The sequence below is a fragment of the Neisseria sicca 4320 genome, from assembly GCF_000193735.1.
GTDB lineage: Bacteria > Pseudomonadota > Gammaproteobacteria > Burkholderiales > Neisseriaceae > Neisseria > Neisseria sicca_E.
In genome coordinates, this window is sequence record NZ_AEPF01000167.1 from 1 (window position 1) to 22,359 (window position 22,359).

Annotated in this window: 21 protein-coding genes and 2 pseudogenes; 5 read left to right on the forward strand and 18 right to left on the reverse strand. The window is 49.6% G+C overall.

Annotated features, from left to right (window positions below; all coding sequences use genetic code 11):
* Nucleotides 1–196: 196 nt before the first annotated feature.
* The 8 genes from NSCA4_RS0112350 to hisS form a co-directional block, all read right to left on the reverse strand.
* Entirely contained in the window at nucleotides 197–832 is a 636-nt protein-coding gene (locus NSCA4_RS0112350) for a deoxynucleoside kinase (protein WP_016688399.1), read from the reverse strand.
* Nucleotides 833–1,050: 218 nt separating this feature from the next.
* Nucleotides 1,051–1,545, reverse strand: coding sequence for a 2-amino-4-hydroxy-6-hydroxymethyldihydropteridine diphosphokinase (folK, locus tag NSCA4_RS0112355; RefSeq protein WP_016688400.1), 495 nt, complete (start codon nucleotides 1,543–1,545; stop codon nucleotides 1,051–1,053).
* Between the two features lie 15 nt (nucleotides 1,546–1,560).
* Nucleotides 1,561–1,935, reverse strand: coding sequence for a SirB2 family protein (locus tag NSCA4_RS0112360; protein WP_003762962.1), 375 nt, complete (start codon nucleotides 1,933–1,935; stop codon nucleotides 1,561–1,563).
* Between the two features lie 52 nt (nucleotides 1,936–1,987).
* A complete protein-coding gene (gene mnmM, locus NSCA4_RS0112365) occupies nucleotides 1,988–2,557 on the reverse strand; it encodes a tRNA 5-(aminomethyl)-2-thiouridylate-methyltransferase MnmM (protein ID WP_016688401.1) in 570 nt (189 codons plus the stop codon).
* Between the two features lie 81 nt (nucleotides 2,558–2,638).
* Entirely contained in the window at nucleotides 2,639–2,926 is a 288-nt protein-coding gene (hfq, locus tag NSCA4_RS0112370) for an RNA chaperone Hfq (protein WP_029609698.1), read from the reverse strand.
* Between the two features lie 474 nt (nucleotides 2,927–3,400).
* Nucleotides 3,401–4,858, reverse strand: a complete 1,458-nt coding sequence (gene der / locus NSCA4_RS0112375; RefSeq protein ID WP_003762980.1) for a ribosome biogenesis GTPase Der — start codon at nucleotides 4,856–4,858, stop codon at nucleotides 3,401–3,403.
* Between the two features lie 297 nt (nucleotides 4,859–5,155).
* Nucleotides 5,156–5,785, reverse strand: coding sequence for a YfgM family protein (locus NSCA4_RS0112380; RefSeq protein ID WP_016688403.1), 630 nt, complete (start codon nucleotides 5,783–5,785; stop codon nucleotides 5,156–5,158).
* Entirely contained in the window at nucleotides 5,786–7,081 is a 1,296-nt protein-coding gene (hisS, locus tag NSCA4_RS0112385) for a histidine--tRNA ligase (RefSeq protein ID WP_016688404.1), read from the reverse strand.
* Between the two features lie 1,240 nt (nucleotides 7,082–8,321).
* On the opposite strand from hisS, the gene NSCA4_RS0112390 reads away from it, so the two are divergent.
* Nucleotides 8,322–9,251 carry an RluA family pseudouridine synthase gene (locus NSCA4_RS0112390; RefSeq protein ID WP_016688405.1) on the forward strand — a complete coding sequence of 310 codons (930 nt, stop codon included), beginning with the start codon at nucleotides 8,322–8,324 and terminating at the stop codon, nucleotides 9,249–9,251.
* Nucleotides 9,252–9,349: 98 nt separating this feature from the next.
* Here the strand turns inward: NSCA4_RS0112390 and cls are convergent.
* The 8 genes and pseudogenes from cls to NSCA4_RS0112435 form a co-directional block, all read right to left on the reverse strand.
* Nucleotides 9,350–10,842: pseudogene (gene cls / locus NSCA4_RS0112395) on the reverse strand (cardiolipin synthase).
* A gap of 147 nt (nucleotides 10,843–10,989) precedes the next feature.
* Nucleotides 10,990–12,051 carry a uroporphyrinogen decarboxylase gene (gene hemE / locus NSCA4_RS0112405; protein WP_016688408.1) on the reverse strand — a complete coding sequence of 354 codons (1,062 nt, stop codon included), beginning with the start codon at nucleotides 12,049–12,051 and terminating at the stop codon, nucleotides 10,990–10,992.
* 119 nt (nucleotides 12,052–12,170) lie between these two features.
* On the reverse strand, nucleotides 12,171–13,394 hold the full coding sequence (locus NSCA4_RS0112410; RefSeq protein ID WP_016688409.1) for a heme biosynthesis protein HemY: 1,224 nt from the start codon (nucleotides 13,392–13,394) through the stop codon (nucleotides 12,171–12,173).
* Nucleotides 13,391–14,905 carry a uroporphyrinogen-III C-methyltransferase gene (locus NSCA4_RS0112415; RefSeq protein ID WP_016688410.1) on the reverse strand — a complete coding sequence of 505 codons (1,515 nt, stop codon included), beginning with the start codon at nucleotides 14,903–14,905 and terminating at the stop codon, nucleotides 13,391–13,393. Before NSCA4_RS0112415 ends, NSCA4_RS0112410 begins: the two co-directional genes overlap by 4 nt.
* On the reverse strand, nucleotides 14,892–15,623 hold the full coding sequence (locus NSCA4_RS0112420) for a uroporphyrinogen-III synthase (RefSeq protein ID WP_016688411.1): 732 nt from the start codon (nucleotides 15,621–15,623) through the stop codon (nucleotides 14,892–14,894). Before NSCA4_RS0112420 ends, NSCA4_RS0112415 begins: the two co-directional genes overlap by 14 nt.
* A 285-nt stretch (nucleotides 15,624–15,908) precedes the next feature.
* Nucleotides 15,909–16,205 carry a chaperone modulator CbpM gene (locus NSCA4_RS0112425; RefSeq protein ID WP_016688412.1) on the reverse strand — a complete coding sequence of 99 codons (297 nt, stop codon included), beginning with the start codon at nucleotides 16,203–16,205 and terminating at the stop codon, nucleotides 15,909–15,911.
* Between the two features lie 15 nt (nucleotides 16,206–16,220).
* Complete coding sequence (locus NSCA4_RS0112430) at nucleotides 16,221–17,180, reverse strand: DnaJ C-terminal domain-containing protein (RefSeq protein WP_016688413.1); 960 nt, start codon at nucleotides 17,178–17,180, stop codon at nucleotides 16,221–16,223.
* Nucleotides 17,181–17,313: 133 nt separating this feature from the next.
* A complete protein-coding gene (locus NSCA4_RS0112435) occupies nucleotides 17,314–17,721 on the reverse strand; it encodes a hypothetical protein (protein ID WP_016688414.1) in 408 nt (135 codons plus the stop codon).
* A gap of 216 nt (nucleotides 17,722–17,937) precedes the next feature.
* On the opposite strand from NSCA4_RS0112435, the gene corA reads away from it, so the two are divergent.
* On the forward strand, nucleotides 17,938–19,014 hold the full coding sequence (gene corA / locus NSCA4_RS0112440; RefSeq protein ID WP_100206377.1) for a magnesium/cobalt transporter CorA: 1,077 nt from the start codon (nucleotides 17,938–17,940) through the stop codon (nucleotides 19,012–19,014).
* Nucleotides 19,015–19,375: 361 nt separating this feature from the next.
* Here corA and NSCA4_RS15680 read toward each other — a convergent pair whose 3' ends face one another.
* Nucleotides 19,376–19,525: a hypothetical protein gene (locus tag NSCA4_RS15680; protein ID WP_016688417.1), complete on the reverse strand. Its 150-nt coding sequence runs from the start codon at nucleotides 19,523–19,525 to the stop codon at nucleotides 19,376–19,378.
* A 410-nt stretch (nucleotides 19,526–19,935) separates the two neighbouring features.
* On the opposite strand from NSCA4_RS15680, the pseudogene NSCA4_RS0112455 reads away from it, so the two are divergent.
* The 3 genes and pseudogenes from NSCA4_RS0112455 to NSCA4_RS0112470 all read left to right on the forward strand — a co-directional run.
* Nucleotides 19,936–20,183 (forward strand): annotated as a pseudogene (locus tag NSCA4_RS0112455) (CorA family divalent cation transporter); the annotation flags it as partial.
* 133 nt (nucleotides 20,184–20,316) lie between these two features.
* The gene (locus tag NSCA4_RS0112460) at nucleotides 20,317–20,799 is read left to right on the forward strand and encodes an acyl-CoA thioesterase (protein ID WP_016688419.1); all 483 of its coding nucleotides are present in this window, start codon (nucleotides 20,317–20,319) and stop codon (nucleotides 20,797–20,799) included.
* 182 nt (nucleotides 20,800–20,981) lie between these two features.
* Nucleotides 20,982–21,338: a DUF5339 family protein gene (locus NSCA4_RS0112470; protein ID WP_029609770.1), complete on the forward strand. Its 357-nt coding sequence runs from the start codon at nucleotides 20,982–20,984 to the stop codon at nucleotides 21,336–21,338.
* A 222-nt stretch (nucleotides 21,339–21,560) separates the two neighbouring features.
* Here NSCA4_RS0112470 and NSCA4_RS0112475 read toward each other — a convergent pair whose 3' ends face one another.
* A complete protein-coding gene (locus NSCA4_RS0112475; RefSeq protein WP_016688422.1) occupies nucleotides 21,561–22,091 on the reverse strand; it encodes an REP-associated tyrosine transposase in 531 nt (176 codons plus the stop codon).
* Nucleotides 22,092–22,359 lie beyond the last annotated feature (268 nt).

The window sequence follows — 22,359 nt, forward strand, 5'->3', positions numbered from 1 at the left end:
ACCTTGCCTTAGCTCAAAGAGAACGATTCTCTAAGGTGTTGAAGCACCAAGTGAATCGGTTCCGTACTATCTGTACTGTCTACGGCTTCGTCGCCTTGTTCTGATTTTTGTTAATCCACTATAGTAGCGGATCAGGAAATAAAATGAATCCAAAACATAGCCGCTTCAGCGTTTCACCATAATTTTACACACTGCGTCAGCGTTCGCTCAAATTCAGATAATTGCGCGTTCCCTGCAAATCGTTCAGCGCATTGAGCAACAGTTGGAAATGTTCGTCATTGCCTTGCAAATCCAACTCGTCGGCATTGACGGTCAGCAGCGGGGAATTTTGATAAAGGTGGAAAAACTGGCTGTATCCCTCGTGTATCCGCCCCAAATAGCCTTCGGGGAAAAGATTGATGATGCCGTCGCCACGTTTTTGCAGGCGTTTGCGGTTGCCGTCCACGGCGGTTTGCAGGTAAATCACCAAATCGGGGGCAGGATACTGCGGCAGAATTTTTTGCTTTAAATCAGCGAAGAGCTGCTGCTCGTCTTCATTCAACACTACCGGAGTGAAAATCCGGTCTTTTTCCAACAGGAAATCGGCGACGACCATGCCGCCTTGTGCGTATTCGTTCTTGATGATGTCCACGCTTTCCGCGCGGCGCATCAGGAAAAAAAGCTCGGTTGCCAAGCCATGATGGGAGGCATTGGCGTAAAACTTCATGAGGAAGGGGTTGTGTTCGGGGTTTTCCGCCAGCGACATCGCGCTGAAATATTCTGCAAGGCGGCGGCTCAAGGCGTTTTTCCCGCTGCCGATGGAGCCTTCGACGACAATATAACGGTAGTTCATGGTTTGATTAATGATATTGTTTTAATTTTGGAAGGTGGCATTTTATCAGACCGACAGAGTTTGCCCAAACCTGCCGCCGTCCTTCTTGAAAGGTCGTCTGAAAAGGAAACTTCCAAGCCATTTCCCTTTTCAGACGACCTCTTGTATCTAGCTTGCTTCAAATAGAAACTTTGACACGCGTTTGAAATAAACAGGCGTTTTTATTTCACTACCTTGCTTCAAACAGCTTCCAACAAGCGTATGCCTTCATCGCCCAAAGCAGCCGCCAAATCCGCCGCCCGTCCGTGTCTGCCCAAAACAAAATCAGGCAGGATTTCAGCCAGCGGCTTCATCACAAAACTGCGTTCGTGCGCGCGCGGATGCGGCAGGGTCAGATGCGGGTCGCTGCTGGAAATGCCGTCAAAGTCGATGATGTCCAAGTCTAACGTACGCGGGGCGTTTCGGAACGTGCGTTCCCGCCCGAAATCCGCCTCGATGCGGTTCAACACGGCAAGCAGCGAAACGCCGTCTAATGAAGTGCGGACGGAACAAACGGCGTTGACGAAATCAGGCTGATCGTCGTAGCCGACCGGCGCGGTTACGTACAGCGAGGAAGTTTTTTCGATTTGAATCTGCGGATGCGCCTCCAGCGCGGACAATGCGGCACGGACTTGGCGGACGGGTTCGGCAAGGTTGCTGCCCAAGGCGATGACGGCAAAATGGGTTTGCGGCATTTTCAGACGACCTCTTTAAAACGGCAGCGTTTTGGTTTTGGCAAGATAGACGATGCAGCCGACGCAAGCCATCGACAAAACATAAATGGCGTAAAACTTCGGCGAACGCGGACGGGAGCGCATCATGACCATACCCAGCCCGATGTAAACCAAGAGCAGCAGGATTTTGCTGCCGAGCCACGGCGAATTGAAGGGCGAAAAATGGGTAATCTTCATCAGCCACAAGCCGGTAAAGAGCAGCATGGTGTCGTTGAGATGGGGAAGGGCTTTCCAGATGCCCGCCAAAGGTTTGTCGGGATGCCGCCAAAGCAGGAAAAAGCGGATATTGAACACCAAAATGGTGATGGTAACGAAAATCTGATGGCTGTATTTTACAAACAGATATTGCATAGCGGTCGCACGTTATTGTTTTTGAAAGAAGCTTCTATTCTACCGCAAACATTCATTCTTGACGTAACTTTTCAAACGCCAACAAATACGGCGGGCGGTTGCGGCGGTTGATAAAGCCGTAACGCAAAACGGTAAATTCATCCTGCGGCAACTGCCGCGCCCAATCTTCGATTGCCTGCGCTTCATGCAGCCCCGCCTTATGCCCCGGATAGAGAACGGCGACCAACAGCCCACCCGTTTTCAGCAGCGACAAGGCGGATGCCAACGCGTGGATACTGGTTTCCGCTTCTGTCGTACAGCTTTTATCGCCGCCGGGCAGCCAGCCGAAATTGAATACCGCCGCGTCCAGCGGTTCGCGGATATGGGCGGCAAGGTTTTCATGTCCGTCCCATATCAGTTCCACCCTATCCGCCATGCCTGCTTCTTCCAAGCGCATTCGGGTGTTCGCCAATGCCTGCTCTTGCACGTCAAACGCCCACACTTTCCCGCCGCTGCCGATCGAACGCGCCAACATCAGCGTATCGTTGCCGTTTCCCGCCGTACCGTCCAAAGCGCGGGTATCAGGTTTTAAGGCTTGTTTGAGAAGCGAGTGTGCAAAAGGGAGGATGTTTTCGAGCTGCATAAAATTAAAGGTCGTCTGAAAATAAAAATACCTTACCGGCCAAGCGGTAAGGTATCAGAATCGATTAATGCGTTACATACATTATTCGGCAGGTTGCACGGTCTCAACTTGAACCGGGGCAGCCGCAGCGGCTTGGGGTTTGTTCTCGTGTTGCAGGCTCACGGCACGGGCAGGAACGATAGTTGAGATGGCGTGTTTATAAACCATTTGGGTAACGGAAGTATTACGCAGCAGAACGACGTATTGGTCAAACGACTCGACTTGGCCTTGCAGTTTGATACCGTTGACCAGATAAATCGAAACCGGAACGTGCTCTTTACGCAACGCATTCAAAAAAGGATCTTGTAACATTTGTCCTTTAGCTGTCATATTCATAAGCTCCATTATTATGATTTTGAAATCGTTTTGAAAACGAACATGAGTCGGATTGTAGACCCGAACGAGAAAAATTACCAACTATTTTTCCGTAAGAATATGCAAACATCTATCAAACAACGGGCTTCTCAACGATTTTCTACCCTAATGTATTAAAAATTCATTTCAATACAAACAATTTTTGCAATCAGACATACGGCGGAGGATTTGGATTTTCAGACGACCTTGCCATCAAACAATATCTTTTTATTACAAAATCTTAGCAAATTATAGTGGATTAAATTTAAACCAGTACGGCGTTGCCTCGCCTTGCCGTACTATTTGTACTGTCTGCGGCTTCGTCGCCTGGTCCTGATTTAAATTTAATCCACTATAATTTTAAAAAGGCTTCATCACCGACCGCCCTGTTCTTCCCGAACGCAATCTAAAAGAGGCACGCCTCGCAGCGCGCCCCTTGTTTCATCAGATTTATTTGCTGTGCTGTTTTTTCACGCTGACTTTGGTTTTCTTTTTAAAACGGTTTTTCTCTTCCTTGCGGCCCTCGCGTTTTTCGATGCGGTTGCTCAGACTGACGCGGCGCAAAGGTTTTTTCTTCGGTTTGTCTTCCGCGTTTTCATACGGGTTTTCAGAAACATTGTATTGAATACGAAGCGGCGTGCCTTGCAGGTTGAAGGCTTTGCGGAACGTCTGGGTCAGGTAGCGCGTATAGCTGTCGGAAATCGCGTGCAACGAATTGCCGTGCACCACAATCACGGGCGGGTTCATGCCGCCTTGGTGGGCATAACGCATTTTCGGGCGCACCAAACCTGCGCGCGGCGGCTGTTGGCGTTCGATGGCGCTTTGCAGAACGCGGGTGATTTTCGGCGTCGGCATTTTGATCATGGCGGCGTTGTAGGCTGCCTGAATGCTGTCGAACAATCCGTCGATACCGCGTTCTTTCAATGCGGAAATGAAGTGGAACTTGGCAAAATCGAGGAAATACAGTTTGCGGGAAATGTCGCGTTTGATCTGCTCGCGCCGCTCTTCGCTGATGCCGTCCCATTTATTGACGGCAACCACCAGCGCTCGCCCTGCTTCCAAGGCGAAACCGGCAATCGTGGCATCTTGGTCGGCGATGTCCTGCTGCGCGTCCAATACCAAAACGGCAACGTTTGCCGCCTCAACCGCCTGCATCGCTTTGATAACGGAGAACTTTTCCACCGCCTCATCGACTTTGCCGCGACGGCGCACGCCTGCGGTATCGATGATGGTAAACGGCTTGCCTTCGCGTTCGAAATCAATGTGGATACTGTCGCGCGTCGTGCCTGCCATATCGAAGGCAATCACGCGCTCTTCGCCGAGAATGGCGTTAACCAGCGTGGATTTGCCAACATTCGGACGGCCGATAACGGCAAAGACAGGATGTTTTACATCGGCTTCTTCAGCTTCAGGTTCAGGGAAGTTTTCTAAAATTTCTTCAATCAGGTAATACACGCCGTCGCCGTGTGCGCCGGAAATAACGTGCGGCTCGCCCAATGCCAGCTCGTAAAACTCGGCGGCAAGCACGGCTCTGTTGCCGCCCTCGCCTTTGTTTACCGCCAGATAAACGGGGCGCGGGCTTTGGCGCAGACGGTCGGCAATAATTTTGTCTTGCGGGGTCAGACCGGTGCGGCCGTCCACCAAAAACACGACGGCGTCGGCCTCATCGACAGCCTGCAAAGTCTGCTTCGCCATTTCGTGCAAAATGCCGCTGTCCACAACCGGCTCAAAGCCGCCGGTATCAATGACGAGATAAGGTTTGCTGCCGATTTTGCCGTGTCCGTAATGGCGGTCGCGGGTCAAGCCGGGCAGGTCGTGCACAAGCGCGTCTTTGGTGCGCGTCAGGCGGTTGAACAAAGTGGATTTGCCGACGTTCGGGCGGCCGACAAGGGCGATGGTAGGTTTCATGATGGGGTCTTTCTGTGTCAAGTGTCGGTTCGGAAGCGAACCTGCAACACGAGCAGGTGTTTTTCAAAACACGGTAGGTTAAAAAGGATAAGGAGTCGTCTGAAAATATAGTGGATGAAAATTGCAATAATACGGCATTGCCAACGCCCTTATGTACTATCTGTACACGACGGGCATTGCTGCCTTTTCTCATTTTTATTTTAATCCGCTATATAAAGTGGAACACAATTAAAACAGACAAGGCTTGCCGGAAAGATTCCGACAAGCCGCATACGTCTCTCAATTTTTCAGACGACCTTATTTTTGCGAATCCAGCTTCATTTGAAGCAATTCGCGTTCGATAGCGTCTTTAGGCAGCTTTTCCAAAGCCTGCTGATAGCTTTGCGCGGCTTCTTTGGTTTTGTTTTGCGCGGCATAAACATCGCCTTTCGCTTCCAACAGCAGCGGCTCGAAATCGGCTTCAACTTTGGTGTTCAATGCTGCGATCGCGGCATCGTATTTTTTCTGCTGCAACAGGACAATACCCAAACGATGCGCCGCCAATGCTTGAACCAGCGGGGCTTTTTGGTTTTGCAGCACCCAGTTCAAATGACCTTCAGCCACGTCGTAACGGCGGGCATCAAATTCTGTCGCAGCCGCCATCAGCGTTGCTTGCGCGGCGGCGATAGAATCCGAATAGTTTTGCTGAAGATTGGTCAAATCGGCGTTAACTTCGGCTTGCGAAGCTTTTGCCTGCATTTTATCGACGATTTTCGCCAATACCGCAGCAGCTTCCTGATTTTTCGAGGCTTTATGGCTTTTATACATGGTATAGCCCAAATAGCCCAACGCCGCCGCCATCAGCAGAGCAAACAGCCATCGGCCGGTAGTTTTCCAAAAGTATTTAAAATTGTCTAACTCTTGTTGTTCTTCAAGATGGGCTGCCATTTATGCGTTCTTCCATTGTTGTAAAGTGTGGATTAAATCGTCGGCGGCGACAGTTTGCTGACCGTGTGCGCCGTTCATGTCTTTGAGCGTAACCGTACCGTTCGCCAATTCGTCTTGCGCGACAATCAAGGCAAAGCGCGCGCCGCTGTTGTCGGCTTTTTTCATTTGCGCTTTCAGGCTTTGATAGCCGGAATGCTGCATCACGTTGAAACCTTGTGCGCGTAAGGCTTGCGCGTATTTCATTACTTGCAAATCCGCGCCCTCGCCCTGATGCATGGCGTACACGTCAGGCGCGGCATTTACTTCCAGCGAACCGTATTCGCTAACCAGCAGCAGCAAACGCTCGATACCCATTGCAAAACCAATGGACGGAGCAGGCTTGCCGCCGAGTTCTTCAATCAAACCGTCGTAACGTCCGCCGCCGCACACCGTCGCCTGCGCGCCGAGTTTGTCGGTCGTCCATTCAAAAACGGTTTGGTTGTAATAATCCAAGCCGCGCACCAATCGCGGATTTTCGACGTATTGAATACCTAAGCCTTCCAGCATGGCTTTGAAGCGGCTGTAATGATTGCGCGACTCTTCGCCCAGATAATCGGTCAAATGCGGCGCGGCATTGCAGATTTCCTGCAAATCGGGATTTTTGGAATCCAAAACGCGCAACGGATTGGTTTTCAGACGACGTTTGCTGTCTTCGTCCAATTTATCTTCATAACGGGTCAGATATTCGACCAAAGCCGCACGGTGCGCCGCACGTTCTTCGCGATTACCCAAGCTGTTGATTTCCAAAGTCAGGTAATCGCGGATACCCAGCTTGTCCCACAAATCCGCCGACATGGCGATGATTTCCGCGTCGATGTCCGGACCTTCAAAACCCAACGCCTCGATACCGACTTGATGAAACTGGCGGTAACGTCCTTTTTGCGGGCGTTCGCGACGGAACATCGGCCCCATGTACCACAACTTTTGCGGGCTGTTGTACAACAGATTGTGTTCGACCACCGCGCGCAGGCAAGAAGCCGTACCTTCCGGGCGTAGGCTCAGGCTCAAAGAATCGTTGGAATCGGAAAACGTGTACATTTCCTTGCCGACCACATCGGTTTCCTCACCGATGGAACGGACAAACAAACCCGTCTGCTCTACAATCGGCGTACGGATTTGCTGATAACCATAAGCACGCGTCCAGCTGCCGACCACATCTTCAAACGCCTGCCAAAATGCGGCGGTCAGTTTGAAATCTTTCTGTTCGACGGGCAAAAGGTCGTTCATGCCTTTGACGGATTGGATTTTCTGTGCCATTTCAAATAGGGATACCGGAATCAAAATAGTTGGCAATTATAGCTGATTTTTAAGGAGTTGTGAGGTTTCGGCGATGAAGGATTTAGACAAAAAGGTCGTCTGAAAAAATTTTCAGACGACCTTTTTGTCCAAATTCAAAATGTACGCCACCATTTTATCTGTCCGACTGCGGACTCCGTCTGACGTTTCGGACTTCGAGTAAAAAACGACGTATCACGTTCAGCTTCCTCTCTATAAATAATTTGTATAAAAGTTAACACTATCAGCATAATACTCATAAAAAATAAATATACGTAACATATATCATTTTGACTGCCGTGTATCTCACCATTTCACATAACGAACAAATATGTAAACATTAATAAAAAAGATAAAAAAATAATAGATGAACTCACACCAACTATTTTTACAAGCAAATTTTATATATAATTTGCGTAAAATAATATTGAATGCAATCATCAAAGCAAATGTTATGTACCAATTTGACATTTCGCATCACCATTCAACTTAGAGTTAGCGGTGGCTTTCTTGATACAGAAGGTTCGGATCAATATAATGGCGCATATCCACCGGCAAGCTCCTCCTATAACTCCGCCACAAATGATTTGATAAAGCCGGATTTTTACCGTCCTAAACAGCAATATAATTAATCCCTAATTGATATTTGATAGGCTCTTATCCTTGGCTTTATTTTAAGCATACCATTTAAATTACGGCTTTCCACCTATAAATAACCGACATTACCATATAATTCTGCCTTTTCTCTTATACCATAAGGTATGCCTACCATACTCAAACCCATATTCGTATTCCAATTATTTTCTTGAAGTTCAGTTGAAATGAAAATAAACTTGCTGAACCTGTTTGGATATAGATAGTAGAAGATAATTCCGAATGCCCACTTTCACTATTTACATAACTGGCAGCATATTATGATTTGACCTTCCCCTATCAGTCTGCAATGACTCCAAATTTAAAGGAAGTTCAACTAAAGCAACAGACGGTACAAGGGAAAAATTGGGATGAAAATATTTTTCATGTCTTTCTCTATTTCTCATCATATTTTTTCAAAAATTAATTTCTCAAATATTTATTGTCAACAATTTTTTTGTAAATTTTTCAAAATAAACAATGACAAAACGCTAAATTAAAAGCTTAAAGCTTTTTAGACAGTTGAGTTTATCAAAAACAGAACCAGTAAATCATTTTCAGACAATTTTTTCTATAAGCAATCCGCCACATGAAAAAACGCTCCAATCCCCTCCCTCTTTTAAACGGTATAAAACCCAGCTATTTGGTGCTGCCGCATGAAAAAGAGTTTTACGGCCTGCCGCTCCTGCATTTTCTCTGCACACGTTTTCCTTTTGTCGGCGAAGAAAATTGGCGCAGGCGGCTGAACAGCGGCTTCGTGGTAGGTGCGGACGGGGTGCCGCTTAACGAGCATACGGTGTTTGAAGCAGGCAAGACGATGTTTTATTACCGTGAAACCAGCAGAGAAAGCGAACCGCGGATTCCGTTTGAAGAGAAAATTCTGTTTGTCGATGAACATCTTATCGTGGTTGATAAACCGCATTTTCTGCCCGTCATCCCCAGCGGGCGTTTTTTGCGTGAAACGCTTCTGACCCGCCTGCGCCTGCGACCGGAATTACAGCATTTGAATGTAGCGGACATTACGCCGATTCACCGCTTGGACAAGGATACGGCAGGGGTCATGCTGCTGTCGCACAATCCTGCCACGCGCCGCGATTATCAAACCATGTTCCAAAATAAAACCGTCTGTAAAACTTATGAGGCAATCGCGCCGACGCGGACGGATTTAGCTTATCCGCTAAACATTTCTTCACGCATGGTGCGCGGGGAAAAATTTTTTACGACACTTGAAGTGGAAGGCGAGCCGAACGCGCACACAACAGTCGAGCTTATCGAAAACCGCGGTGCGTTCAGCCTATACCGCCTCACGCCGCATACGGGGAAAAAACACCAACTGCGCGTACATATGATGAGCCTGGGCATGCCGCTGATGAACGATGCGCTTTATCCCGTTCCGTCTGCGGCAGGTGATGAGGATTATGGGAAACCTATGAAACTTTTGGCAAAAAGAATTGAGTTTAATGATCCGGTCAGCGGAAAGGCACGGATGTTTGAAAGCGGTTTTAAGTTGCAGCGATAGGGTTGTGTTTGATAAAGGTCGTCTGAAAGCTGGTTTTCAGACGACCTTGGTTATTGAATTTCCTGCGGAAAATGACGATACAAGTTCATTTTCATCTGCTACAAAAGCGGACTGACTAAGCGGACTGTATTTTCAACCAGCCCGCGGAATTTGGAGCGTTGCTGCCATGCTTTGACGGTGATGTAGCTGCTGTTTTTAAGATAGTGGCGCTGGAGGTTGCAAATTTGTTTGGCGATGTTGCGGTCATAGATGGCAAGGCTGATTTCAAGGTTGAGGAAGAAGCTGCGCATGTCCATGTTGACCGTGCCGAAGAGAGCGTAGTCTTCGTCTATGGTCATAGTTTTGGCATGTAGCAGCCCGCCTTCGAACATGGCGATTTTGACGCCTGCGTCGAGCAGCATGGGGTAGTAGGCGCGAGAGGCGTAACGCACCATGAGGGAATCGACTTTGGCGGGTAGGATCAGGGTAACTTTGACGCCGCGTTTGGCGGCAACGGTCAATGCCATCAGCAGGGGTTCGTCGGGGATGAAATAGGGGGTGGTGATGGTAATTTGTTTGGTGGCGACGTAAATTGCATTGATAATGGTTTCGTAAATGACGTGGCTGCCTTGCTCGGGCGCGGAGGGGATGACTTGGGCAACAATGTCGCCCTGCTGCATTTTTTCGGGAAGGATTTCAGGAATGCGCTCTTGCGCCTGCGTCAGATATTGCTGTACGCCTTCGAGGTTTTCGTCGGTTTCGACGGCGAGGTCGGCAAAGAAGACTGCGGAGAGTTCGAGTACCATCGGACCGATGCAGCGCATCATGACGTCCACCCACTCGCCGACGCCTGAATCTTTTTTGAAGAAGCGGGGATCGACGAGGTTGAAGCTGCCGGTATAGCCGATTTTGCTGTCGATGACGAGTATTTTGCGGTGGTTGCGCAGGTCGGTGCGGGTGAAGAAGGTGCGCCAGACGCCGACGGGCAATGAGGCGTGGACTTCTATGCCGGCTTTGCGCAGGGTTTCTACCCAGCCGCTGTCGAAAAAGCGGCTGCTACCGACGGCGTCGGCGAGAATGGCGCAATCCAAACCTCTGTCGGCGGCGGCGAGGATTTCGTTTAACAGTTCTTCTATCCTGCCTTCGGGTTCGATGATGTAGAAGGCGAGCATGCAGGAATGGCGGGCGGCGCGGATGTCGGCGAGCATGGTGTCGATGATTTCATCGGTGGCGGACAGCAGCGTCATGGCGTTGTTGCGCGTGGCGCCGAGTCCTGTGCCTTTGGCGGCGACTCTGCTGATGCCGTGATAACGGGATTTGACGTTGTCGCCGATATCAAGGTAAAGGTTAGACAGGTAAGTTTCGACGAAACCTTGATAAAAACGGTTCATCTCGTCCGTACGCTTCGCACGCGCCGTGCCGAGTCGGGGTTCGCCGATAAGCAGGTAGGCGATGGTGCCGAAGACGGGGAAAAGGAAGAGGATAATCAGCCAGGCGAACGTGGAGCCGATGTTTTTTGTTTGTACAACACACGCAAGACGCAGCCGAGCGCGGCGCAGGTGTGGGCGAAAATGAAGATTTCTGTCCAGGTAATGTCTTTTAGAAAGGTCATGTTCGATAAGCGGTGGAGGAATGGCGGGAGCGGATGTATTTTGAATCTGACTGGTTTGAGGCGGTAAGGTTCAAATAGTGAGTATATACAAAGGTCGTCTGAAAAACGAGTATAGCGATTTTTCAGACGACCTTTCTGCACGCTCAATCAGGCGTGATATTGGCGCGACAGTTCGTGTACGGTATCGACTAAGATTTTGGCGTGTTCGGGGTCGGCATGTTGGTTGATGCCGTGTCCGAGGTTGAAGACATGACCGCTGCCTTGTCCGTAGTCGGTAATGATGCGTGCGACTTCGGTGCGGATGGCTTCGGGCGTGCCGAAGAGGGCAAACGGGTCGAAGTTGCCTTGCAGGGCGACTTGGTTGCCGACGCGGCGGCGTGCTTCGCCGATGTTGCACGTCCAGTCCAAGCCCAATGCGTCTGCGCCGATTTCCGCCATGCTTTCCAGCCACAGCCCGCCGCCTTTGGCAAATACGATAACGGGAACGCGTCTGCCTTCGCTTTCGCGTTTCAATCCGGCAACGATTTGGCGGATGTATTTGAGGCTGAATTCTTTAAACGCCGCATCGCTCAAAACGCCGCCCCAAGTATCGAAAATCTGCACAGCCTGCGCGCCCGCGTCGATTTGGGCGTTGAGGTAGGCGGTAACGGCTTGGGAATTGGTGTCGAGGATTTTGTGCAGCAAATCGGAGCGCGAGTACATCATGGTTTTGATGGTGCGGAATTCTTTGCTGCTGCCGCCTTCGACCATGTAGCAGGCGAGCGTGAACGGGCTGCCGGAGAAGCCGATAAGCGGTACGCGGCCGTCCAATGCTTTGCGGATGGAAGTTACCGCGTCGAAAACGTATTGCAGTTTTTCCATATCAGGAACTTGCAGCTTGGCGATATCGGCTTCGTGTTGCAAGGGGCGTTCGAACTTCGGGCCTTCGCCTTCGGCAAAATACAGTCCCAAGCCCATTGCGTCAGGGACAGTCAGGATGTCCGAGAACAAAATTGCCGCGTCCAAATCGAAGCGTTCTAAAGGTTGAATGGTAACTTCGGTCGCCAATTCGGTGTTTTTACACAAATCAAGGAAGCTGCCCGCTTTCGCGCGTGTGGCTTTGTATTCGGGCAGATAACGCCCCGCCTGACGCATCATCCAAATCGGCGTGTATTCGACGGGCTGTTTGAGCAAGGCGCGGAGGAAAGTGTCGTTTTTCAAAGAGGTCATGTGGGGCTTTCGGTTTGTTTGTAAAACAGGGAAGGAAAACGGTTTTCAGACGACCTTTGCGGAGATTTTCGCAATGAAAGGTCGTCTGAAAAGGGGATAGATAAGGATGTTTCCTAAACTCAGCTGTGCGGCACCAACGCGGCGTGGCGCTCTTCTTCGGAGACGGATTCCAAAACCAACTTCCGCTGTTCCTGAGCTTTTTGCGGCTGTCCGGTTTCGTCGTGTACGCGCGCCAGCATGAGGCGGGCAGCAGTGCTCGGTTGTAGGGCGATGCTGGCTTCAAGATAACTTTGCGCCTTGCCCCACAGGCTGCGGCCGTAGGCAAGCTGTCCGAGGTACATCAAGAGCGGCGCGTCGTCAGGTTTGTCTTTCAGCCAAGAATCGGCAAGGTCGATGGCTTTTTGCTGATCGCGTTCGTTGAGGAAGCGGACGCTTTCGACAAAGGCTTCCAAAAGTTCGGGACGGCGGTTTTGCGGATAGTAGTGGCGCACCCATTTGACGGCTTCGGCATAGAGTCCGAGACGCTCGTATTTTTCGGCAATGGCGACACACAATTCGTCTGCTTTGAGTGCTTCGGGAATACGCTTCAGGCAGGCTTTCAGACGAGCTGCGTCTGATGCTTCCGCCAACAGGCGGCGGTATGCCCAGCTTTGGTATTGCTCCGCCTCAAAATCATTAATCGCGCCGGCTTTCATCAGTTTTTCAGATTTCGCCAACACATCTTCGGCATCGCCGTGATCAAAGGCATAACGCAGTTGCAGGCGGACGAGGCGGGACAGGTTGGGATGAATATGCGCGGCGGCGTTCAGATTTTGCTGGGCGGTCGGATAATCGCGGCGGCCGAGCGCAGATTCCGCCAACAAAAGATAACGGGAAAGCTGCTGTTTGTTCGGCAGTTTTTCGATGTCTTTCAGGTATTGGTCGCGCAGTTCGAAGTTTTCCATTTGGTCGGCAGCGTGTGCGCCCAACATCAGCGCGAGGTTTCGGTTGTCGCCGGCTTCTTTGTTTTCCAATACTTTGGACGCTTCCTGCTCCGCTTTTTCAAAGCGGCCTTCGAAAAACGCCAAACCTGCGCTGTTCAAGGCGACGGCTGCCTGACGGCCTTTGCGCGCCGTGCCGAAACGCTGCATACGGGTGGGAATGTTCATCAGGCCGACGATGAATTTGATCAGGAAATATAGGGCAACGACAAACAGGACCAGCCCTAAGATAAAGGCGTGCAGGTTGACCCGCATCATGACTTGTCCGACGACGATATAGACATTACCTGTGTAAACACCGGAAGTCAGGACGATACCGACTGCGGCTGCGAATAAAACGACAATCCAGACGACGGCTTTCATGCGCGGCCTCCTTTGGTTTCAACATCGGCGGCAGGACGGCTTTGTTTTTCAGGAGCCGCTTTCTTTTCCGGCTCGGAAATGTTTTGCGGCTTGGTCTCGGAAGGCAGCGCCGGAGCTTCTAAAGGTTTTGCTTCTGTTTGGGCGGCAGGGGCAGGTTTCTGCGCAGGCGCGGGTCTTGCTTTGGCAGGATGGGGAGCCTTCGGTGCAGAAGCGTTTTCATTTACCGGCGCAGCAGTTTGAGGAGTGGCAGCTTCCGAAGCAGCGGAAGGCAGAGGCGCGGACGCGGCGGAAGTTACAGGTTCGGGTAGTGCGACCGGAGCGCGTGTGCCGTCTTGATAAGCGCGGACTGCGCTGAGGCTGGCTTTCAAGCTGTCGTCTGAAATCATGCGTACTTCCAGCGCCTTCAATTCTGACAATTCTTTCAACCATGCCTGCGTCGCGGGCGATTTGCCGTCAAAGTATTGTCTGACCGCGGCTTCGACGTAGTTCAAATCGCTTTGATAAACCTCGCCGTTGTGTTGCAACAATGCGGTACGCGCGTCCAAAAGGCGCAGGCGCAGGTTCTCGCGGACGAAATACGCCTGTTCGGGCGACAGCAGCATGGCGTCTTTATTGTCGAGTCGGCGGACTTCTACCAGCCCTTTCAGCGCAACCAAAGATTTGTCCCAAGCGTTTTGCCACCAAGAGCCTGAAGACGCGCCGTTGCTTTGCGCCTGCTCGCCCGGCTGCAATACGCCGTCCAACACCAGCGGCAGACCGGAAACAGCGGTTTCCAAACGGTCGAGGCGCAACGCCGTGCCGGAAATATCGACATAAGGACGGTTTTTCAATGCTGCCAAATCATGGCTGACGGCTTGCTTGATGGACAGCAGTTCGGGCTGGTCGAAACGGCTCAGGCGGCCGTCGATGTGTTCCAACACCGCCGCTGCGCCTTGTACATTGCCTGATAAAAGCAGTTGCTGAGAAGCAAGGTTCAACATGGTTTCTGCTTCGTCAACCAGCCAGTTGACGCGTCCTTTGGTCAGCTCTTGATACGCTTTTTGCGTCAACAGGATTTGTTCGTTGTTTGCCATTTGCGCTTTGCCCAAGCGGTCGATTTCTGCTTGGATGGCGGTTTGGCGGTTTAAATGGTCTTTCAGGAGTAAGGCGTTTTCAGATTCGCCCAATGCGGCTTTATCGAGCTTTTGGTTAAACGAAAGCTCTTGATTTTTCAGGACGTTTTGTCCGTGTACGAACAAAAAGCCGCTTGCGCCCAAACCCAGCAGCGCCAGCACCAGTGCGCCTGCTGCCAGCCCTCTGCCGCCGGATTGTTTGATGATGACGGGGGCAGGTTGGTTTTGGGATAGATTTTTAGATTCAGACATGTGTGTTCCTGCGTATTCGGAGGTTTTAGGCTGTTTTGCCTTTTTCGGAGCCGCTGCTTCAGACGACTCCGCGTTGCCCTGACTGTCGACGATAATCGGCCGACCGGCTTCGTTTGCTTCGGATGGATTGTCTTCAGACCGGCTCATCGGTTTGCTCCTTAGGAAATGATGAAATTGCCGCTTTTAGAGAAGCGACGACCCGTATGTGGCGCGCACCCGCCTCGCGAAGCGCGTCGGCTATGCGCGGATGATGGGTGAAGTATAACAAGGATTCGAAGAATCGGGAAAATTGCGGCGGAACCTGCGCAAACAGCCCGCGTACCAGTTCGCCCGAAGCGATAAAGGCGGCATCAATGGATTCGGCATCAAAATCCTGCCAATTCAATTCATTAGGTCGTCTGAAATACACTTCCGCGATTTCGACCGCAAAGCCTTTTTTCTTTAACGACTCCGCCAAAAAATCGCGCCCGCCGCGTCCGCGCACAATCAATATGCACGCGCCCTGCGGCAGCGCATCCCAAACCGGCAGCCGCAACACCGCCTCGCTGTCGTTGCCTTCCTGCGGCGCATAAACATTTTTTGCGCCGCAGCGTTCCAAAGCCCGACCGCTTGACTGCCCAACCGCAACCAGAACCTTCAGGTCGTCTGAAAAATCCATATACGGTGCAGCGGTTTCAACCGCCGTCGGACTGACCCAAAATACCGCGTCCGCACGGGAAAACTGTTCTTTCAAACCGAGCAACGCCGTTTCATCCGGCTCGATTTCAACCGGACTCAACACCCGCGCACGCCACCCTGCCTGCGAACAGGTGCGCACATCATCTCCCGCACGCGCGGACGGACGGACAATCAGCATGACAGGCATTTCAGACGACCTCTTTAAATAAGGTTAAACCCAAGTTGTACAAAAAATATGGGAAAAAGTAAATATAAAAGCGCAATGCCGACGCAGGCGGGAATCCATCAAACTCATCAAATTCATCAAATAAACAGACGGCAAAACGTCGATGCTGATTGTCTTGGGAATTTTCAGATAAAGCCCAAGCTAGATTTTGATTTATTTTAAACCCTTGTTATCTGACCATACTTAAAAGGTCGTCTGAAAACCTGTTTCGTTTTCAGACGACCTTTGTTCACAAATAACACCGCCCTATTGTCCTTCCTCTTCCTGCAATAGCGACGGCCGCTGTGCTTTCCTCAACTCTTCCACTTCGTCCAAAAGCCGCATAATCAGGCCCAACGCCGGGATGCCGGCCTCAAAATCACGGCTCAAACGCTGTGCGCGGCGGATGCGTGCAAGGTGGAAACCGCTGAACGTAGTTTGTTCAGGCTTGCCGCCTATGCTGATGATGTCTTCCTCGATGAGTTCCAACAGCCAATCGCGGCGGCAATGGCTGACAGCAATGATTTCTTCAAAAGTCAATGTGATGTCGGTGGATTGCGTCATGGTTTATCCTTCCTTTCATGCGTGTTTCGCAGCGAAATGCTCTGCCAGTTTCTCCCATGCGGCACGGTCGGCTTCGCTTTCCGCAACAGGTACATTGATGCGGATATTCAAGTATAGGTCTCCCGCCTCTTTTGCCGGAATGCCCTTGCCTTTAAGGCGGATGGTTTTGCCGCTCTGAGTGTTGGCAGGCAGATTGACCTGTAAGCGGCCGGATGCGGTAGGAACGATGATTTTGCCGCCCAATACCGCTTCCCACGGTTTGACGTCTATCGTCTGATATACGTCTTTTCTGTTTTTGACGTATAAGTCCGGCCGGTCGTGGAACTTGATTTTCAAGTACAAATCCCCGTTCGCTCCGCCATTGCTGCCCGGCAATCCCTGCCCTGCCAAACGGATTTGCTGGCCTTCGGCGATGCCTTTGGGAATTTTGACGTTGAGGGTTTTGCTTTGGTAAACCATACGGCCGTATTCGTCCAGAGTCGGCACATTCAAAGTCAAACTGCGCTCCGCACCGGTATAGGCTGCATAAATATCAATGCTCAATTCGGCGTGTTGATCCTCTCCCTTGACGGGACCGCGCGGCTGCTCGGGACGGGAGCCGGCGTGGCGGAACGATGAAAACAAGTCTTCGAAATTAAAGTCGCCCGCGCCGAACGGCTCTCCTTCCCGGTACTCATAACTGAAACTTCCGCCGTCGAAACCGTTGCCGAACGGGTTCCCGCTTTGTCCGAACGGATTGCCTCCTGCATTGCGGCCATAAGGGTTTGCCAGCATTTCATCATACTCGGCACGTTTCTCCTTGTCGGAAAGTGTCTCATAAGCACGATTGATTTCCGCCGTACGCTCAACGGCATCCGGCTCTTTGCTCACATCAGGATGGTATTTACGCACCAGCTTTCGATAGGCTTTTTTAATAGCGGCTTCATCCGCATCTTTAGCGACGCCCAATATTTCATAATAATTTTTTTCTGCCATGTTATTCCTTTGATTAATAATATCCAAAATTTTTATTGGATTTATAATTAAGGGCAATCGCTCTAAAATCAAGTCGGACGGAAGTAAAAAACGCCGTTTCGGCAAACGGCGTTTTTAAAGAGTGATTGGATGCTTAACCAACCAAATTTCGGACATGACGCGATCTTTTCCATTTCAATGCATATCCGGCGACGACAGGCAGCAAAGCCAGGACAGATTTGAAAATCCAGCCTGCGTACCAAGGTTTTGCGACCACAATCGCCGCCGCTTCAGAATTCGGCACAATAATATCTTTGACGGCAAGCCAATCCAACATCGGCCACCAGCAAGCAACAAGACATCCTAAAAAAACAGGCCAAATATTGCGCTCCCAGCCTTTTTGCCAGCAAACAAAACATACTGCCGCCCAAATCAAGGTCAGCCCGGTGATCAACATCACCGTATAAGCATCCGCCCCACAAAATGCGGCCAGAAAATACGTCAAAACCACCCATAAAACAGCCAGCACTAAAACAATGATTTCTTCAGGACGTTTAAACATTTTTACAGCTCCAAAATCTTTTCCTGTAGAGGAAACAACCGTATATCAATAAGCGACACTATACCCGAAACGACATGCTTTGGATATGCGCCGCCTTTCACTTTTCAGACGACCTTGGTACCTGCCCTACTCTGTTACAATGCTAATCATTTAAAACCAAGGTCGTCTGAAAAAACATTCCGTTTTCAGACGACCTTCAGACATACCTTTTCAATCATGATGAACACACCACCCGCTCCCGAGACAATACCCGCAGAAATCCAGCAAGACCAAACCGTCCTCCGCAGCAATACCGACAACGCGCCGCGTTCCGCCATCCATCAGACGCTTTATTCCGCCGATACGTTTGCCCAGCACGATTATCTCGCGGGCAAAAAGCTGCCCGACATTACCCATCCACAAGAGGGGCAGATCAACTGGCTGCACTTTGTCGGCATCAACAATGCCGCACTGCTCAAACACGCGCTGGAGCCTTACAGCATCCACGAGCTGGTCATCGAAGACATCCTCAGCCGCAAACAACGCCCCAAAATCGAAGACTACGGCAATTATCTGTTTATCGCTGCGCAGGTTTACCACTACACCGCCGCCGGCAAACTGAATTCCGACCAAGTTTATCTGATTATCGGCAAGGATTTTGTGTTGACGTTCCAGCAAAAACCGCTGGGCCTGTTCAGCCAGTTGCGCCGCAAAATGAGCGAAAATCCGCGCGGTATTTTGAGCAAAAACACAGCCTTCCTCGCCTATTGCCTGCTCGACCGCATCGTGGACGACTATTTCATCGTCTTGGAGGAGTACAACAACCGCGTCGAAGCCATAGACAAATCTTTGTTTAAAAACGAAAACAGCGATATTCTCGGCAAAATCCACCGTCTCAAGCGCGACGCCGTCCGCCTGCGCCGCACACTTTTGCCCTTGCGCGATGTGTTCTATCAGCTTGCCGTACGCGGTGATTTTGCCATTTTCAAAGGTGAGTCCACCGTCTATTTGCGCGACGTGTACGACCATATCATGCAGCTTATCGAATCGCTCGACGCCTCGCGCGACATGGTGTTGAGCATGATGGACATCTACCTTTCCTTCCAGTCCAACCGCATGAACCAGCAAATGCGCGTCTTGACCGTCATCACCATCATCTTTATGCCGCTGACCGTCATCACCGGCATTTACGGCATGAACTTCGACAACATGCCCGAGCTGCATTGGCATTACGGCTATTTTATGGTCTTGGGTTTGATGTTGTGCATCATCGTCGGGTTGCTGATTTTCTTCTCGCGCAGGAAATGGTTATAAAGAAACAGACCGTCCGAAGATTTTCAGACGGTCTGCATAATTATATTATGACTCTAAATCAGAACTCGTGTTCGGCAATAGAAATAACATAGACTCGATCCGAGCATCTGACCTGTTTGTTGCTACGGCTTATACAGATCTCCATCCATCGCGGAAACCTGTGTATGCATCATAGGCTGCATTAAAGAGAGCAATATACCCCCCAAGACGTCCTCCGCCTCCTCGTCCCCCTCTTCCGGATCTGCCGCCACTGACATTGTGTAATTCCAATTGAGTCAAAACTTTCATGATATTCTCCTAAATATTAATAGTCACCTTATTGGGTATAATAAATTCACACAATTACCTAATTTCTTTGATTCTATCCATACGGATTATAACCATACTTCCTCCGGTGTTCCGCATGAGCATTTACACCTCGATGAAATCCTCTACCAAGACCATAAAAAACGTCATAGACGCCACTACCACCTGCAACATTTTCTAATTCAACTTGATTCAAAACTTTCATGATGTTTCCTTTCAATTGAAGAAATTAATCAATTACAAAGCCTGAATTTCAGGTTTTACAATGCAGAGCCTAAAATCTAAACTCTAGTTAGTAGAGTAAATACCCCTACTAAAGATTCTTAAATTTTTAGTTAAAAAATGAGAATCTTTATCAAATTAGATCTAGTTCAAAGACATTAAAATTTATAAACAACTATCTAAACAAACTAATGAACTCAAAATTATCTTTCTACTGGCTTAACTAGTACATTTTACTATGAAAAAATAATATTGATTAAATCTAACATAAGAAAGTTATTGTTTTATTGAGAAAATATACATAAACCCAATTAGGTAGAGTCAGTAGATATCGTTAGCCGTTTTAGACGGCGTAACGATACATTCCATTCTAGCCCTTTGTTTCCCTGTATCATGGTGTGGAGTATGATGGACATGTACCTTTTTCCTTCCAGTCCAACCGCATGAACCAGCAAATGCGCGTCTTGACCGTCATCACCATCATCTTTATGCCGCTGACCGTCATCACCGGCATTTACGGCATGAGCTTCGACAACATGCCTGAGCTGCACTGGCATTACGGCTATTTTATGGTCTTGGGTTTGATGTTGTGCATCATCGTCGGGTTGCTGATTTTCTTCTCGCGCAGGAAATGGTTATAAACCCATAAAAAATTCCAATTGCCGTATATTCATATATTAAATACACTCGTTATTAAGGTCGTCTCAAATCATTCAAACCAATCGCAGACCGCCCGTTTCGATATAAACATTCATTTTTAAAAAGAGGAACATCATGGAACAAGCCCGCCAACTCCCTTCACACGAACTCATCATGTCCGAGCTGATGATGCCGGACACCGCCAATTTCAGCGGCAACGTCCACGGCGGCGAACTTTTGCGCCTGCTCGACCAAGTCGCTTATTCCTGCGCCAGCCGTTACAGCGGTAATTATTGCGTTACCCTGTCTGTCGATAAAGTCTTGTTTAAAGAGCCGATACGCGTCGGCGACTTGGTGACTTTTTACTCCAGCGTCAACTATACGGGCAGAACTTCCATGGAAATCGGCATCCGTGTCGAAGCGCAAAACATCCGCACCGGTGAAGTACGCCATACCAATAGCTGCTATTTCACCATGGTCGCGGTTGAAGACGGCAAACCCGTTCCCGTCCCGCCGTTGGAAATCACCACCGAGCGTCAACGCTGCCGTTACGAAAAAGCCAAAAAACGCAAAGCCTTGAGCCTTCAGACATCCGACGAGACTTCCTGCGGATGCTGAAAACGGACGGACAAAACAGATTACAAGACAAAGGTCGTCTGAAAACCATGTTTCAGGTTTTCAGACGACCTTTTGTCATTGAACAAGAAAAATGATAATTTCGCTAAAGTACCAAACGAAACTCGGTTGCTATTTAAATAATTTCAATTTTTTTTCATAAATTCAATTAAGAAGCATCATTTATTTTATTTGGCAACTCTACTACCGCACTGTCCTCGTCCGCATGTGGCGGCAGCTCTTCTTCTGCTGTTTGCGACGAATACGAAAAAGCCTTTGCCGACATTACTAAAGGTGTTGATGCAGGCACAAAAGACCTGATGCAAAAATCATTTGAGCAAACTAAAGCAGCCCTGAAAGATATGCCTGCTGACCAAAGAGACGCTACCTGTAAAGCAGCTTTGGATGGATTGAAAGGCAATGCCCCTGCTGCTTCTCCGGAAGATAAAGCTGAAGAAGCAAAAGAAGCTGCCGAAGAAGCGAAAGACGCTGCTGAAGAAGCCAAAAATGATGCTGAAGCAGCAAAAGAAGAAGCTAAATAATACGATACATCTTATAGCGAAAACGGATTCCGACTACTCGGAATCCGTTTTTTATTTATACCTTTCAATCTGCAATTTGCTTTCAGACGACCTTAAAGGTCGTCTGAAAATTTAAAACGGCAAACCGCCAATTAGATGGCGGCATGCGTGGGTAACGCACACACAATACCCGTCTGTTTTAAAGTTTATGCTGCCCGCAGTGGATAGTTTTTTATAGCGTATTTACTCTCCAAAACTCATTACCGCCGTTTCTTTTGTGCCACCCCAATCTAACGGCAGCCATCCATCCCGCACATAACGGTGAAACGACGAAAACGCCCAATCGCGGACATTGCCGCACAATCCATGCTTGACGGGATTGAAATGGATGTAGTCCGCGCAACGTTGCAAATCCGTTTCGTCGCGCACGGTGTGTTCGTAAAAACGCCGTTGCCAAATACCGCGTTCGTGCCGCCGCTGTTTGCTGGCAGACAGGTTTTCGGCACGAGGGAAATGTGCGGAGAATTTGGTTTTAATCAGCCGCCAGCGCAGGGAATAATCCGCATCATCGGGCGGCAGCGTCCAAATGGCGTGAATATGGTTCGGCAGTACGCATACGGCGACGGTTTCAAAGGGATATTGTTTTTGCACATCCATATAAGCCGCACGCAATAAGCCGATATGTTCGACAAACAGGCGCGATTTTGGGTCGGCGAGTTTGACGGTGAAAAAGAATGTGCCGCCGGCAATGAAGTTTCTGCGATAACGCGCCATAGGATTTTTGTTTGTGGTTTGGGTGTTGGAGAAGGAATGGTTTGTTGTTTAAGGTTTTAACTTCGTTGAAGTTGAGGTTTTCAGACGACATTGGAGGCCGTCTGAAATGTTGAAACAACAAAACCGTCAATCAAGCAACCGCGTGCGTGCGTACCGCACACACCCTACGCGTTGGTTTTTAAGTTCCGAGTGATTCATCGGTAGCAACTGTATTTTTCACCCCGTCGGGCAAAAATACCAAAACTCAAATCAAGCCGTTTGAATACCA